General features: G+C 58.5%; 11 protein-coding genes and 3 pseudogenes. 4 read left to right on the top strand and 10 right to left on the bottom strand.

Going from position 1 to position 14,842, the window contains the following annotated elements; genetic code table 11:
* From R6X40_RS23600 to R6X40_RS23570, 7 genes and pseudogenes are all read right to left on the bottom strand, one after another.
* A complete protein-coding gene (locus R6X40_RS23600) occupies window positions 1–873 on the bottom strand; it encodes an ABC transporter permease (RefSeq protein WP_412178447.1) in 873 nt (290 codons plus the stop codon).
* Window positions 874–966: 93 nt separating this feature from the next.
* On the bottom strand, window positions 967–1,977 hold the full coding sequence (locus tag R6X40_RS23595; RefSeq protein WP_318416582.1) for an ABC transporter substrate-binding protein: 1,011 nt from the start codon (window positions 1,975–1,977) through the stop codon (window positions 967–969).
* Window positions 1,978–2,102: 125 nt separating this feature from the next.
* Window positions 2,103–3,107, bottom strand: coding sequence for an Ldh family oxidoreductase (locus R6X40_RS23590; protein WP_318416581.1), 1,005 nt, complete (start codon window positions 3,105–3,107; stop codon window positions 2,103–2,105).
* A 10-nt stretch (window positions 3,108–3,117) separates the two neighbouring features.
* Entirely contained in the window at window positions 3,118–3,747 is a 630-nt protein-coding gene (locus R6X40_RS23585) for a DUF3726 domain-containing protein (protein ID WP_318416580.1), read from the bottom strand.
* The gene (locus R6X40_RS23580) at window positions 3,744–5,438 is read right to left on the bottom strand and encodes a hypothetical protein (protein WP_318416578.1); all 1,695 of its coding nucleotides are present in this window, start codon (window positions 5,436–5,438) and stop codon (window positions 3,744–3,746) included. Before R6X40_RS23580 ends, R6X40_RS23585 begins: the two co-directional genes overlap by 4 nt.
* Window positions 5,435–6,430, bottom strand: a complete 996-nt coding sequence (locus R6X40_RS23575; RefSeq protein ID WP_318416576.1) for a membrane dipeptidase — start codon at window positions 6,428–6,430, stop codon at window positions 5,435–5,437. Before R6X40_RS23575 ends, R6X40_RS23580 begins: the two co-directional genes overlap by 4 nt.
* 3 nt (window positions 6,431–6,433) lie before the next feature.
* Window positions 6,434–7,884: pseudogene (locus R6X40_RS23570) on the bottom strand (aldehyde dehydrogenase family protein).
* A gap of 99 nt (window positions 7,885–7,983) precedes the next feature.
* Between R6X40_RS23570 and R6X40_RS23565 the strand changes: the two are divergent.
* The 3 genes from R6X40_RS23565 (at window position 7,984) to R6X40_RS23555 (ending at window position 9,717) form a co-directional block, all read left to right on the top strand.
* The gene (locus R6X40_RS23565; protein ID WP_318416573.1) at window positions 7,984–8,877 is read left to right on the top strand and encodes a LysR family transcriptional regulator; all 894 of its coding nucleotides are present in this window, start codon (window positions 7,984–7,986) and stop codon (window positions 8,875–8,877) included.
* A gap of 310 nt (window positions 8,878–9,187) precedes the next feature.
* Complete coding sequence (locus R6X40_RS23560) at window positions 9,188–9,430, top strand: type II toxin-antitoxin system ParD family antitoxin (protein WP_318416570.1); 243 nt, start codon at window positions 9,188–9,190, stop codon at window positions 9,428–9,430.
* Window positions 9,427–9,717 (top strand): type II toxin-antitoxin system RelE/ParE family toxin, encoded by a 291-nt coding sequence (locus tag R6X40_RS23555; RefSeq protein ID WP_318416567.1) that lies wholly within the window; start codon window positions 9,427–9,429, stop codon window positions 9,715–9,717. Before R6X40_RS23560 ends, R6X40_RS23555 begins: the two co-directional genes overlap by 4 nt.
* Before the next feature lie 1,130 nt (window positions 9,718–10,847).
* Here R6X40_RS23555 and R6X40_RS23550 read toward each other — a convergent pair.
* A pseudogene (locus R6X40_RS23550) lies at window positions 10,848–11,547 on the bottom strand (IS6 family transposase); the annotation flags it as partial.
* A 39-nt stretch (window positions 11,548–11,586) separates the two neighbouring features.
* Between R6X40_RS23550 and R6X40_RS23545 the strand changes: the two are divergent.
* Window positions 11,587–12,180: pseudogene (locus tag R6X40_RS23545) on the top strand (ISKra4 family transposase); the annotation flags it as partial.
* A 193-nt stretch (window positions 12,181–12,373) separates the two neighbouring features.
* Here the strand turns inward: R6X40_RS23545 and R6X40_RS23540 are convergent.
* Together R6X40_RS23540 and R6X40_RS23535 are read right to left on the bottom strand one after the other, a co-directional pair.
* Complete coding sequence (locus R6X40_RS23540) at window positions 12,374–13,690, bottom strand: ROK family transcriptional regulator (protein WP_318416566.1); 1,317 nt, start codon at window positions 13,688–13,690, stop codon at window positions 12,374–12,376.
* Between the two features lie 11 nt (window positions 13,691–13,701).
* Window positions 13,702–14,835, bottom strand: a complete 1,134-nt coding sequence (locus R6X40_RS23535) for a sn-glycerol-3-phosphate ABC transporter ATP-binding protein UgpC (protein ID WP_318416564.1) — start codon at window positions 14,833–14,835, stop codon at window positions 13,702–13,704.
* Between the last annotated feature and the right edge of the window lie 7 nt (window positions 14,836–14,842).

Below are 14,842 nucleotides of genomic sequence, written 5' to 3'. Positions count from 1 at the left end.
TTACTCCCCGGCAGCAAGATGTTTCTGGGCGCGCCGTCCATAGGACTGGGCGATACGATCGAAGATCACGGCGAGGAAAACGATTCCGGTGCCGGCCAGCAGGCCACGGCTCACCTCCAACCTCTGGATGCCTTGGAGAACCTGATAGCCAAGTCCGCCGGCGCCGATCATCGAGGCGATGACCACCATCGAGAGTGCCATCATCGTCGTCTGGTTGATTCCAGCCATGATGGTTGGCAAGGCGAGCGGGATCTGCACCTTCAGCAGTTTTTGGCGCGGCGTCGCACCAAAGGCGACGATCGCTTCAACCACTTCACCATCCACCTGCCGGATGCCGAGATCCGTCAAGCGGATGACCGGCGGTATGGCAAAGAACACGGTTGCAAGGATGGCCGGGATTTTTCCAGGTCCGAACAGCATGACGAAAGGGATGAGGTAGACGAAAATCGGTAGCGTCTGCATGATGTCGAGAAGCGGCAGCATCATAGCCCGGAGCCGGTCCGAACTTGCCATGCAGATACCGAGCGGGATGCCGATCACGACAGCGACGACAGTTGCTGCAAGCATCAGAGCAACAGTCGACATGGCGTCATTCCACAGGCCGAGACAGCCGATGGCCAGCAGCATGATGGCGGCACTGATGGTCGCTTTCAGATCACGTGCCGCGGAGTAAGTGAGGGCCGCGACCAGAGCAATTGTGACGTACCAGGGCAACCACTGCAAGAAGGCCTCGAGTGTGCTCAGCAACTTGAGCAGGGGCATGAGAATCTTTTCCAGCAGGTCGCCGTAGTTTGCCACGATCCAGTTAAAGCCATCGTCGATGGCGAAGCGAAGACCGCGCGTATCGAAGATTTCGGGAAAATTGTCCGTCACGATGGCACCCTTTCGAAAGTTGGCGACCGATCCGCCCTTGTGAGACGCGGCCTGTCCATCAAGGACGGCCGCGCCAATCGCGATTGCTGGCGTTTAGAACGATGCCTTCAGTTTTTCGGCGACATCGGCCGGAACCCATTTCGTCCAGATCGGCTCATAGTTTTCGAGGAAGTGCTGCGCAACCTCTTCCGGAGACGCCTTGTTGTCGTCACCCCAGGCAAGCACGTTGCTGATGTCGGCGTTCGGAACCTGCATCTTCGAGAGGAATTCAGCCACCTCCGGTGCCTTGTCCTTCAGGCTCTTGGTTGCGGCAACCGCAACTTCGCCGACGGCCCAGCCGGTCACTTCTGGTTTTTCGCATTTGATGTCCGTCAAGCAGGTGAATTTGGCCTGGTCGAATGCGGGCATCTCCAGCGTCTTCAGCTTGTACTTGCCGATGACTTCGGTCGGCCCCCAATACCAGCCAACGAACGGCTTCTTACGGGAGACCTGACGGGCAATCGTCGCCTTGAGATTTGCACCGGAGCCAGTCGGATAGATTTCGAACGTTTCCTCAAGCCCGAGCGCCTTCACCAGGTTATTGGTGATGATCTCGCAACCCCAGCCCGGAGGGCAGGCGAAGAAGCGCCCCTTGCCAGGGTTAGATGCATCCTCGAAGACTTTCCAGTTGGCCTTGAGGTCACTGACTGAGCGGATTTCCGGATGTTCCGCTGCGAGATAGTCGGGGATCCACCAGCCTTCCTGGCCGCCATCGCCAAAGATATCGCCTGCCTTGTAGACCGTACCTTTGGCCAGCATGTCGTCCCAGGTGGACTTGACCGTCGAAACCCAAAGTTCGGGGGCGATGTCGGGTTCACCCTTGGTCAGCATCGAGGTGGCTGTGGGCACCGTATCGCCGGGAACGATCTGGACGTTGCAGCCGTAACCGTCTGCCAGGATGGTCTTGGTGACGTAGGCGAGGGTGCCCGCCGAGAGCCAGGTCATCTCGGCAATCGTAATAGGATCGGCAGTGCCGCATTCGGTTGCCTGTGCGGCGGTAGTACCGCCGGCCAGAACGGCGCAGGAGAGAAAAGCTCCCGCCAGAATCGACGTTTTCAACTTCATGTCAGTTCCCTCTTTGCTTTTTTGAATTTTTCGATGCGGCAGTTCCACCAGCACCTTTCAAACAGGATGTCGAAACCGATGACTTTTATCAAACCGAAATAACTGATCCGGATTTCAGAAAAACTTTAGCGAATGAAGGCCTCAATACGTCCGATCAACGCGCCGTCCACCCGAATGCCCTCGATTTCGGTTATGGCTCGCGCATGCCGGCGGCCCGTTCCGGGTAGCCTTGCGCCTTCCTGTTCGGCAATCGCGGCAACGAGGGTTTCGATCTGTTGCGAGAAGCCCGAGGAGAAGGCCGCCGGGTCGAATGCGATAAAGCATTGTCCGGTTTTGGGCGGCCCGCCCGCTGTCCCGGAAAACGGGCTAGCGTCCTTGCTTAACACCGCGCCGGAAAGACAGGATGCGAGAATCTCGACGAGAAGACCGGCGCCGAAGCCCTTGTGACCGCCGGCCGGCAACATCGACCCCTTCAACGCCTCGGCCGCGTCGAGCGTTGGCTTTCCCTGTGGATTGATCGCCCAACCGGGTTCGATCTGCCGGCCTTCCCTCGACCGCAGTAGAATTTCAGATTTTGCAATGACGCTCGCGGATTGATCGAGGATGATCGCCGCCCCGCCTGCGCCGTCTGGAACGCCAAGGGCGAATGGGTTGGTTCCGATGACCGGTGATCGGCCATTTGGAGGTGCAATCGACGCAGGTGCGTGGGTTGTGCAAAGACCAAGCAGCCCGGCTTCGGCGATTCGCTCGGCATGGTGGCCGAGCACACCGCAATTATAGGAGTTGAAGACCGTCATAGCGGCGATGCCGTTCGTTCGCGCGGCATCGATCAAGACCGGCCAGCCCTGGTCGATGGCCGGATGGGCAAAGCCGGTGGCGGCATCGACAGTGACAGCACCTGGCCGTGGGCGATTGACAGCGGGCACGGCCTTCCCATCCACCTTGCCGCACCGCAGGTGGTCGGCATAGATCGGCACATAGAGCAAACCATGGCTGCGGATGCCGTCACGTTCTGCAAGCATGGTGGAGCGGGCAACGGATCGCGCATTGTCCATGCTTGCGCCGGCTGCCACGAGCGTTTTCAGGCATAGGTCTTCGACCGCTGAAAGCGTCATCGTCAATTCTGTCATGATGGGATCCTCAGTCGTTGTCAGTTTTTGAGGTGCCGGCACCCCGATTGCGGGACGCTTCCGAAGCCGGCACATGGGTGCGGGCCGCTAGTCGCATGGCCTTTCGATAGGCAATTTCGTCGCAGGCGTGCGGTCTTGCCGGAAGGCTCTGATCTGCTGGATTGTTTCCGATTTCACCCAGACACATCAGGGAGATGTCAATTTCCAAGGCACCGTCGAGTGCGGCCGCGATGTCCCTGGCGTGCGGCAGCAGCAGATTTTGACCGTTTGGAAATGTCAGCTGAATGGCAAGCCCGAGATTTGCCGCAGCGACGCCCGCAAGTCCAGCGAGCAGAGCAGGCGCATCGACGCGGTCAAGGACGATGCTATCACCCGTTTTCCCAGCACAGAGGGTATCGATAGCAGCCAGTCCCTCGATCGCTACTCGCGTTGCGGACGCCGGCGCGATGTCCTTGCGGCGATCGGGAGAAACGGTTTCCACTGCCCGGATGGTTGCGGCAATGCCGTCGATACCGCGTGCGGAAAGCCAGGCGGCGGCAATGCCGATGTCTTCGGCGACGCCATAGGCCAGACCCGCGCCGGCGGCCGCCTTGCGAGCGCTGGATTGGACTTCGTTGAAGGAAAGCGAAATCTGCATCATGTCAGCACCGGAAGCCAGCAATTGTCGGTTTCGCCCGCAGCAATTTCATTCGCGGTGGGCGCCCCTTGAAACAAGGTGATGCGCGTCCATCGATCCGATCGCGGATCGAATTTCGAGGCACCGAAGAAGGCGAGCTTGCATCGCAGCATGTCGATCGGCAGGCAGGTGGCCGAAAGCAGATTGTCGCGGATCTCGGCATAGGGCGCGTTCGCGGCTGCCTGCACCCGGCGCATGGCGTGACGATGAACCGGATAGAGTGCCAGGAAGGCGGCGACGGAAAGTGCTGGAGACACCGCCTTGATGTCACGCAGGAGCTGTTGCACCTGCCGCGCAATGTCGAGCGGCAGTTCGAGGTCGGCGCCAGCTTCCCGCATACGCTCGCCCAGCCGGGGTTCAAGCTTTTCCTCGGAAACATACCAGAATTGCGCAGTCTCGGTGGGATCGGAAAACGCGAAATCCAAGGCCCAGCGGTAGTGCGTGTGGATCAACTCCTCCAGCGTGGACAGTTTCATCGCCACCTGCAGATGCCCCTCGCGAGCCGTTGCCATGGTCTCGGCAAGGTCGTCATTTTCAGCGCCAGCCATCTCGATCAGCAGCGCGGCCAACAATTCCTGAAAATCCAGGGATTTCTCTTCGGAATAGGTAAGTAGCCTCGAAGCAGATATGGGCTCGGCCAGCAGGTGGGAGGGGGCGATCATCCGTCCCACCTCTTCCCATTCCCGGCGCAGGCGCTCAATCCGGCCCGTCAGGAGCGCGTCTTCCACGGTCCACTGCGCGAGATGCCGTTTTGCCTGCAACCACAAGGCCGCGATGCGCTCGACGTCCGCCTGATTCAGCGAAGCCGAGGCGCGGATTCGGGCGGTGGCGGTTTCCCGCGCCATGATCCAGTTGTTGAGAAGCACGGGATGGTTGGCGAGGAATGGCGCCATGCCAAGCCCGGTAGAGTTTCCAACGCCGAGATGGCGCTTGAGCTCCGGCGCAAGCTGCACGGAGGTTTCCGGCGCCCGAACCTTGGCAGCATGTTCGGCAAGATCGTGTGAGAACTCGCGGATCAGCCACACCGTTAGCATTTCCGCCTGGAAGGGACCACCAAAGCCCTCTCGTTTCTCGATGAGCGCCCGGTCCGCAATGCCGAACTTGCCGTTGCCATAGACAGCCGTCGTGCGTACGAGATAACCGACCTCGCTGAGGCGTTGACGATCCGGCTGCTTTCCTTTGCTCAGGCTGTCTACCACGTGCTCGAAGAAGCGCACGGATTTGTTGGCGCGGCTGAGAACCAGATCATGCGGGCCGAAGCGGCCGGCTTCCTGTAGCGGTGCATTCTGCCGCAACCGCTCGATGTCGGCCCGGCCGGGGATGCCATCATAGAGCACGTAGCTGGTATCCCAGGCCTCGGCGATGACGCGGTCTGAACGCTGATCGTCCGGTAGCGGGCAGGAGAATGCCACCAGACTATAATCATGACAGCCAAGATGGACGGTGTAGACGGCGTCGCCGTAGCCTTGGTGATCGATATTCCAGACCGTTTTGCGCACGACCGCGCCATCGCTGGCAAGACGGCGGATCAGGCTGCGCAGGAAACTCAGCCGTGTGGGGAAGGACGCACCCATTCGCTTCAGCCGCATGACCATATCAGGCGAACGCAGTGCCAGGGCCGGCCCTTCCACCAGACTTGCGGTCTCCTGTGTCATTTCATCGGTCCAAACGACGCGTGATAGAACCGCAGCCAGTTACCGCCCATGATGTCGCCAACCTCTTCTGGCGAGAAGCCGGCAGCACGTAGGCCCGAAGGCAGATTGACGAGATCGGAATTGGTCTTGAACCACTCTGGCTGCGCTGGAAAACCGGCCGCCGAAGCCGAGCCTTCGCCGTAGTCCGTTGTTTTCGACCAGCGGCCGTTGCGCATCCAGGATACGACCGAATCCGGTTGATCCTGGCAGAGATCACTCCCGATGCCGATATTCTTGACGCCGTAGCGCGCTGCCGTCTCCGCAACCATTGCGCAGAAATCCGTGAGCGTGCAGGCGGAGCCACCCTTCAGATGGTGCGGATAGAGCGATAGGCCAAGCATACCGCCTGATTGCGTCAGCGCCTTCAAAACCGTGTCCGACTTGTTACGCAGGGCCTTAAACCACCAGTGCGGATTGGCATGGGTGATCGCGATCGGCCGGTTGGAGATTTCGATCGCTTCCAGCGTTGAGCGTTCCGCTGAGTGGCTCATGTCGACCACCATGCCGACGCGGTTCATCTCGGCGATGACCTGGCGGCCGAAACGGGTGATGCCGGGATCCTCCGCTTCATAACAACCGGTCGCCAGCAGCGACTGGTTGTTATAGCTGAGCTGCATGAATCGGACGCCGAGCGTATGGCAAACCTCGATCAGGCCGATATCGTCTTCTATAGGCGACGGATTCTGCAGGCCAAAGAAGATGGCCGTTCGCTTTTCCCGCATCGCCTGTTCGATATCGTCACCGGTGCGCCCTGGAAAGACGAACTCTGGATGGAGCTCGAAAAGACGGTTCCAGGAGGCGATGTTGGCGACCATTTCCCGGAATGTCTCGTGGTACGCGATCGTCGCGTGCACAGCGTGTACGCCGCCCTGCCGCATCTGGGAAAAGACGTCGCGGCTCCAGTTGGCATATTGCAGGCAATCGATCAGCGGGCTGGCAGAATGAACGTTCATGGCTTACTCCGGCTCCCCGGCCCGAATATAGGCGGTTTTGACCTGCGTGTAGAATTCTGCCGCAGCACGTCCCTGCTCGCGTGAGCCAAAACTTGAATTTTTTCGGCCGCCAAACGGCACGTGATAATCGGTTCCCGCCGTCGGAAGATTGACGGTGACGCAGCCGGTTTCGACATTGCGCCGGAAATGCGTGGCGCGGCCGAGCGAACGGGTGAAGATCCCGGCGACCAGCCCGTAGTCGGTGTCGTTGACCATGGAAAGTCCTTCCTCGTAGGAAGCTACGCGCTGTACGGCTGCAATCGGCGCAAACATTTCCTCACGATTGAAATCCATGGCATTGCTCGTTTCCGTCAGCAAGGCTGGAGCCATGTAAAAGCCGTCATGGGCAAGCTGCAACCGCTCGCCGCCAACAGCCCGATGGGCACCGGCCGCCAGCGCCCGCTCGACCCAAGAAAGGTTGGCGGCCAACTGGCGAGCGCTGACCACCGGTCCGATTTGCGTACCGTTTTCAAGCGCATGCCCGACCTTGAGGGCGGCAATCGCGGAGGTCAGCTTGTCGACGAAGACATCATGGACAGCCTGGTGCACGACGAGCCGCGAGGATGCAGTGCATTTCTGCCCGGTGCCGGAATAGCCACCGCTCACCGCGGCAGCGACGGCGAGATCAATGTCGGCATCGTCCATGACCAGGAGGGCGTTTTTTGAGCCGAGTTCCAATTGGAACTTCGTCAGGTTTTTGGCGGCTGAGACGGCACCTGGCAACCGACTTCATAGGAGCCGGTGAAGGTGACGGCATCAACGCCTCGATGTCCAGAAAGCCGGTTGCCGACGACAACGCCTGAGCCCATCAGCAGCTGGAATGTTCCTTCCGGTATTCCAGCGCGATGGATGATATCAGCCAGCATCCAGGCCGATGCCGGGGTCTCGTTTGCCGGCTTCCAGATCACCGCGTTTCCATAGGCCAGCGCAGGAGCGATCTTCCAACTTGCCGTTGCCGTCGGGAAATTCCAGGGGGAGATCACCGCAACCACGCCCATCGGCTCGCGGCGCATGTCGATCTCGATACCGGGCCGGACGGAATCCGCATTCTCGCCGAGTTGGCGCAGCGTTTCCGCTGCGTAATACGTAAAGAACTGCCCGGCGCGATAGATTTCTCCGCGGCCTTCCGCCAACGGCTTTCCCTCTTCGCGCGACAACAATTCGCCGAGCTCGGCGGAGCGCTCCATCAGTTCATTGCCGATCTGCATCAGGATTGTCTGGCGCTGTTCAAGGCCCGTCGCGCGCCATCTCGGCATCGCTGCTCGTCCCGCTGCCACCGCTTCATCGACGTCAGCGGCATCGGCCTGTGCGTACAAGCCGATCAGATCGGTCAGGTCGGAAGGATTCCTGTTTTCAACCGGCGTTCCGCTTTTCCGCCAAGTGCCGCCGATCAGGTTGCCGTAGGTCGTTGCCATTGTCACTCTCCGTGTTACCGGGCGAAAATCCAGCAATACATCGCTTCAATCAAGCAGATATTTCTGTTACTAATTTCAGAAAAATTGAAGGTAATAGAGATGATCAAATTGGAAGCACTGCGCGTTTTTGTGACCGTTGCCGAAAGCGGCAACATCAAGGATGCCGCTGATGCCGTCGGCCGGACTGCTTCGGCCGTTTCCATGACACTGAAACAGCTGGAGGAGGAAATCGGCGGCCCGCTGTTCCAGACGGATCGCAAAAACAGCTTAACTGCGCTTGGCAATCTCATGCTGCAGCTTGGCCTTCAGCAAATCAAGAGCTTTGACAAATCGGTGGGGATCATGCGGGCCTTTGCGCATAGCCGTGTCGGAAGCTTGTCCATTGCCTCAGTTCCCTCCGTGGCCGCCAATGTCCTGCCGCCGATCTTGCAGAGGTTTCTCTCGACACGGCCGCAGGTGGAAGTGGAGTTATTCGACATCGATAGCGTCCAGGTACGCCGCATGGTGGAAGCGGGAACGGCCGATATCGGCTTTGCGGGTGAAAGCCGTACCGGCGGTGCCGTTGAGTTTACTCCGCTGTTCAGCGACCGTTTCAAACTTCTCTGCAGCGCCGGCAGCGAACTCTGCAGTCTGAAAAGCCCGCTAACTTGGAGCGACCTCAGCCAATCGAACCTGATCCGCAACGGCGCCTCGGACCGGATAGAAGCGGAGGAGTACAAGGCGCTTGCGGAGCGATCTTTGATCACGGTCTACAACGTTACCTCGCTGATGGCGTTGGTAAAGGCGGGACTTGGTGTGACCATACTGCCTTCGCTCACCATGCTTGGCCCGCCCGAGGGCGTCACGGTCATCGATCTCCTCGACGCGAAACTGAGGCGGTCTGTTGGTTTGGTCGAACGACGGGATATCTCGCCGTCACCCATCGCAAAGGCGTTCCGTGAGTTCGTCTTGCGGGAACTTCCCGGCGTGATGGACGAATTATCGATAGCCTAGCCTCAAACCAGATCCGTTAAACCGGGCGATTCTTGGCGATTTTGTTTCGCTCGTCTCGGGAGGATCCTTCCACGTGCGATGTTTTTCTGCTGACGCAAGCGCAACTCGGTCGTTTCATGCGATGTTGCCCTTTCCCGCGGGGGATGTTTATTCCATAAACATGCTTACGGTAGAAAGGCTGGATTTCAACGGCTTAGACTGGCCAATTGCCGAGACTGCAAGCCCAATGTCCATATCCGCGCAAGGCGTACCGAGATTTTGACAAACTTTGCCAAAATTAATTATTATGGCCCTCAGATAGAGATTTCAGATGGCCACGATGAATGTATCGCTTCCAGATCCAATGAAAGACTGGGTTGAGGCCCAGGCTAAGACCGGGCGATATTCCAACGCCAGCGACTATGTGAGAGACCTGATCCGTCGTGACCAAATACGCAACGATAAGATCGCCATCACGCAGAGCTTCGTCGACGACGGTCTCAAAAGTGGTGTTGGCCTTCGGTCGAAGGACGAACTCTTTGCGGTTGCTGTGTCTCGTGCCAGTAGGTCATGAGGTTTAGCCTTTCTGGAGAAGCGGAAGAAGACATCATTGCAATTGCCGAGCAAGGTGTCCGCCTGTTCGGTTCAGGGCAAGCAAAGCGATACCATGATGAACTTTTCGCCATACTCGATGTGATCGCCACCAATCCACGCATCGCGCGCGAACGGGATGAGATCTATCCGCCGGTCAGAATCCATCCATTCAAAGCTCAGGTCGTCTATCGAATTGAAGACAACGAGGCCATTTTCGTAATACGAGTTCGCCACGGGAATGAAGACTGGGTGAACAATACAGTTTAATGCTCTGCGAACCCAAACCTGTAAAGTTTTCAATCGAGACGCTTAAACTGTCTCGGCATCAAAGAGGCGAGGACTTTTACGCCGCAGGTTCGGATTGGTTCAAGGCGTGGGCGGTAACCGCCGGACTTCAGGTAGTGTCCGGTCGCATTCAAATGCGTTCATATGAGCTTGGCAAACGAGCCCTGCTGACATTGCGCAAGTAAAGTCGCAATCGTAGTCGCCACGTCGTGGAGGACGAGGTCCACGTCTTGGACGAAGTTGCCAACTGTCGGAGCAGCCCTGCGGGTCGACCATCACAAGCCAGGCTATACCTCAAATCGCACGTGTCACGCATGTGTCACGCGACCACTCTCAATAAGTGTGAATTAGTCCAATTGATACTTCGTTTCGCTATTAGCCTGGCGGAAGCGCTGACACGGTAGAGGGGTTGCATATGTTTCAGGGGGGAACCCTTCAAGAGGCCGATCAGGAACGCTCATCATCGGGGGAAATCTCTGGCCTTCTTAAGGTCTTTCTCGCCTTCGCTTTTGTGGTGGCGCTTTCGTCGCTTGCATTTTCTCTTTTAGGAGTTCCATCCACTCAACAGTGGTGATGCTCAAAGTCCAAGGCTTGGACAGCCGGAAGCTGGTGTTCTTCCGGCTCTTGCGGAGGGGCGACTAAGGGGAGTGAGCCGCATCCGGGTAAGTGTTGCATTGCCGCAACTAACCCCTCGATATGTCTACAAGTCGAAATTGTGTACTTGCTGATCAACGACCCTCATGTGTTTTGGCATTTCTGGCAATTTAAAGCAGAGGAGGCGTAGTATGGGTACTATTCGAGTAGTACGCCTCTTTGGCAAAACGGGTCTCCCGGGTTCGATGCGTCGCGCATCTACCTCAAGCCGATCTTGCTCCCGAGGCCTTTGAGCCACGGATTTTTGCCACTTGGCATTTTCCCCACAGACCCGACGTGAACGGCTGACGGAGCGATTGTTCGTATTTCTGCGTCCGCGTCTGCGCGTCTTTTTGATCCTTCGAGAGGACCTGGTTGCGTAGTTGCGCCGGGTAGGAAATAATGCGCGAAGCACAATATATAATGGCGATGTCACGTTGTTTGAAACCGTCGGCATAGGGTTGCGGGCTGGGAATTCCGGCCAGCATTCCAGTCACGGCTTTCCATTCCGCCATGGTCTTTAGACGGTGGATGTGGGTGGCGACTGCCGAGTGTTTGGAACGTGGTGGGACGAACATATTTCTGAATGCCGAGAAGATATTGGTGAAGCGCTGCAGGCTGCCCGCCGATCGGAAGCCTTGCATCATTCGCTCGCGTTTTTGTAGTGGAACATGAGAGCCTTGCACGGTTGCTCAATCCCTTATGGGATCGATGCTCGACCTGCGGCATGGTCTGGCGTTTTGCCGCGCCGTATGATCGCAGTTTATCGGTGATGATCCGCTTGGGTGCAGACCTCTGTTTCTTGAGAAGTCGGACAAGCAACCGCTTGGCGGCCTTGGTGTCGCGGCGGGTCTGGACGATCTCATCAAGAACATATCCGTCCTGATCAACGGCGTGCCAAAGCCAATGTTTTCGGCCGCCGATGGAAATCACGACCTCGTCCAGATGCCAGATATCATGATGCGACGGTTTCTTGCTGCGTAATTGCCGGGCATAGCCGGGGCCGAACTTCCGGCCCCATCTGCGGATCGTTTCATAGGAAACAACGATGCCGCGCTCCAGCAGCATCTCCTCGACCAATCGCAAGCTCAGCGGAAAGCGGAAATACAGCCAAACCGCCCGAGCGATGATCTGTGGCGGAAAACGGTGGTTCTTGCAGCTGACAGCACGGGTACTCATACCCGCCGATTACGCTCGATCCGTTAAGTCAAAAATAACGTGACATCGCCCGGTGAAGAGGTCCGTTCGCTCGCCGAAATGATTGCTCTTGCCAGCCAACATGTGCTCGACTGGTTCCACATCACCATGCGGATCACTGTGCTTCGCCAGTTCGCACAGGGGCTGGAAAACCGCGATGAAAAGGCAGGCTTGGACATGGTGGACGCTCTCAAAAGGATCAAATGGTATCTCTGGCATGGCAACAAGCACCGGGCGCGCGAGGAGATTAGCAACCTGTACTGCGACGCCGAGTGCGTAGACACTGACTGCCCGAACATGCGGAAACTCCTGACGACGATCGGCGAATTTCAGTCCTACATCGCTGCCCACAACACCAGCTTGATCAATTACGGCGAGCGCTACCGTTCCGGAGAGCGGATATCCTCCGCTGTCGTCGAGGCCACCGTCAACGCCGTCGTCAGCAAGCGCCTCGCTAAAAAGCAGGAGATGCAATGGAGCAAGACTGGGGCGCATCTGCTGTTGTAGACCCGAACACAGACCCTCGACAGCTCGTTGCGATCGACATTCGAGAAATGGTATCCGGGGATGGCAAACGACAATCAGGTTTCCGCCGACAAGCGGGCGGCAGCATGAATGCCACACAAATCCTCATGCTCCCCTGCGTTATCGCATCAACAATCCGTTGGCGAAGGTCCGATAAATAGGCGCGAGACAAGGCCAGTCCTCCTGCCATGTTGAATCATGAAATCGAAGCCAAAGGAACCGCCGGCTTCACAAAAGCCGCCCGGCATTCTAACCGATCGATCCATGCAATCCGGACCACGTCTCAGCCGAAAACGACACCCTGCGGCCGATCAAAGGGACGCCGGTCGTCGCCAAGTTGGCGTATATAAAGGTGCCGGAAATTCGGATTGGTATTCACGAAAATCGGCAGACTGGCCGCACCGATGACCGGCGCGTCATCGGTCAGCTGGCCGACGACCAGCCGGGGCCAGCGGCGGTCCTTGCGCTCGCTGAGCGACCGGTGCAGCGGATAGGCGCGCTCGACAAGTGCCGCGATGATCGATGGCGGCAACGAGCCGCCGACGGTGATGAATTCGGGGTCGATCGTGCTTTCGAGGATGGCAGTAAGGAAGCGCAGGCAAAGCCCGGCCTCTTCCATCCACGTCGAAAGTTGGGTTTCTCGGCGGGCGTAAATATCGGCAAGAATCGACAGGTCGGCGACAGCAGCGTCGGCATCCTCGATGCCCCATTCGAGTGCTGTCGCAATCCCGTTGAGTGAAAGCACGGCATCGATGATCGGCGGTTCGCCATTGTCGCGCATGCGTTTCGGCTGAAACGGTAGCAGCCCCAGTTCGCCAGCGTTGCCCCACGCGCCTTTCATGGGCATACCATCGACGATCATACCTGCACCGACGCCGTAGCCAATATAGAGATGCGCGAAATTGCGCTTGTCCTTGTCGCTACGAGCGAAATGCTCGCCGATAGCCGCCGCTGTCGCGTCATTCTCGACAAGCACCGTCAGCTTACAAAGATCTTTCAGGCGCTGCGCCACCGGAACGTTGGCCCAGGCATCCCATCCGGGCTGCTTAGTGGCAAAATCGTAGATATCGTCGTCGAGCGTCGGCAGCACCAGACCAATGCTCCAGATCTTTTCACGCGGGACTGATGCTTCGGCGATCAGGCTCTCGGTCAGGCTGGCAATGTGCTTCAACGTCGATTCGGGCTCGCGCGTATCGCCCGTCCAGGTTTTGCGGCCGATGACTGCCAGCAGCAGATTGCACACGACCAGGACGACGCGGTTGCGGTCGAGATGGATGCCGATCGAGAAGCCGGCGACGGGGTTGGCGCCGAGATAGATCTGCGGCTGGCCGCGCTGCCCCTGCGAGCGCCCGGTCTCGATGATGAACTGCTGGTCCAGCAACTCCCTCGTGATTCCGGATACCGTTTGCGGCGTCAGCCCGACACGCTTGGCGATGTCGATCCGGCTCAGCGGTCCGGACTGATGCAGCGCCTCGAAGATGAGCCGCCGGTTGAAAATACGGGAATGCTCAAGATTGGTGCCGGTGACATCGGGCAGCCTTTGCCGCCCTTCGGCGAGCTTGGTTAGCTTGGTCGCTCGTGTCTTTGGCGTATCGGTCATTCCGTTTCCATTCAGCGTGCCCGGAATTCCTGGCCGAGGATGCCGTAGGCTGGGCCTGAGCGCCGCCCGAGCATGGCCTGTCCGGCTGTGTCGAAAAGATGAACCGCGGCGACCGGGGCGTCAGCCACGAAGCGGTCGCCGGCCGTGCAGAAAATATCACCTGGATAGCGGACCGTGATCATTTGCCCGTCGGTGAGTCGCAGATAGACAATGCTGGTTTCGCCGAGATGTTCGACGAGGTCAACAGTGCCCTCGATCTTAACAGATGGGCCGTCACCCGGGATCCAGTGTTCCGGCCGGATACCCATGGTAACCGTTGCGCCGGGGGTGACAGCGGCCCCTGAGTAAGGCAGGCTAACCTGCTGCTCACCGACAGAAAGCTGCAGATTACCGTCCTTAAGAGCGTTGACCTGTGCCTCCATCAGGTTCATCGCAGGAGAGCCGATGAAACCGGCAACAAACAGATTGGCCGGAGCGTGATAGAGGTCGAGCGGCGTGCCGATCTGTTCGATGCGGCCCGCATTGAGCACGACGATCTTATCGGCCAAGGTCATCGCTTCGACCTGGTCGTGCGTCACGTAGATCATCGTCGCGCCGAGCTCGCGATGCAATTTGGCGATCTCGATACGGGTGTTCACGCGCAGTGCTGCGTCAAGGTTCGATAACGGCTCGTCGAACAGGAAGACTTTGGGCTGGCGCACGATGGCGCGGCCGATAGCGACACGCTGGCGCTGGCCTCCCGAAAGGGCACCCGGCTTGCGGTCGAGAACTGCGTCGAGCTTCAGGATGGAGGCCGCCTTGCGGACGCGCCGGTCGATCTCGTCCTTGGGGATCTTTGCGAATTTCAGGCCAAAGGCCATGTTGGTGTAAACATCCATATGCGGGTAGAGGGCATAGGACTGGAACACCATCGCAATCTGGCGTTCGGCCGGCGGCACATGATTGACGAGTTCGCCGCCGATGCGGATATCGCCGCCACTGATGTCTTCAAGACCGGCGATGGCGCGCAGCAGGGTGGACTTGCCGCAGCCGGAGGGGCCAACGAAGACGACGAACTCGCCATCCTCGATCTTGAGGTCGATCCCGTGCAGCACCGTGAAGGCACCGAAGGCTTTGCGCACATTGGATAGGGAGAGGTCAGCCATCGGTGTT

It is taken from the genome of Rhizobium sp. PL01 (genome assembly GCF_033447125.1).
Classification (GTDB): Bacteria; Pseudomonadota; Alphaproteobacteria; order Rhizobiales; family Rhizobiaceae; genus Pararhizobium.
This window is presented reverse-complemented; position numbering and strand designations above follow the sequence as displayed.

Coding starts and splice junctions, on each gene's coding strand:
- R6X40_RS23580 (WP_318416578.1), bottom strand. CDS start 5,438: ATGACACAGGAGACCGCAAGTCTGGTGGAAGGGCCGGCCCTGGCACTG.
- R6X40_RS23575 (WP_318416576.1), bottom strand. CDS start 6,430: ATGAACGTTCATTCTGCCAGCCCGCTGATCGATTGCCTGCAATATGCC.
- R6X40_RS23565 (WP_318416573.1), top strand. CDS start 7,984: ATGATCAAATTGGAAGCACTGCGCGTTTTTGTGACCGTTGCCGAAAGC.
- R6X40_RS23585 (WP_318416580.1), bottom strand. CDS start 3,747: ATGATGCAGATTTCGCTTTCCTTCAACGAAGTCCAATCCAGCGCTCGC.
- R6X40_RS23590 (WP_318416581.1), bottom strand. CDS start 3,107: ATGACAGAATTGACGATGACGCTTTCAGCGGTCGAAGACCTATGCCTG.
- R6X40_RS23555 (WP_318416567.1), top strand. CDS start 9,427: ATGAGGTTTAGCCTTTCTGGAGAAGCGGAAGAAGACATCATTGCAATT.
- R6X40_RS23560 (WP_318416570.1), top strand. CDS start 9,188: ATGGCCACGATGAATGTATCGCTTCCAGATCCAATGAAAGACTGGGTT.
- R6X40_RS23535 (WP_318416564.1), bottom strand. CDS start 14,835: ATGGCTGACCTCTCCCTATCCAATGTGCGCAAAGCCTTCGGTGCCTTC.
- R6X40_RS23595 (WP_318416582.1), bottom strand. CDS start 1,977: ATGAAGTTGAAAACGTCGATTCTGGCGGGAGCTTTTCTCTCCTGCGCC.
- R6X40_RS23540 (WP_318416566.1), bottom strand. CDS start 13,690: ATGACCGATACGCCAAAGACACGAGCGACCAAGCTAACCAAGCTCGCC.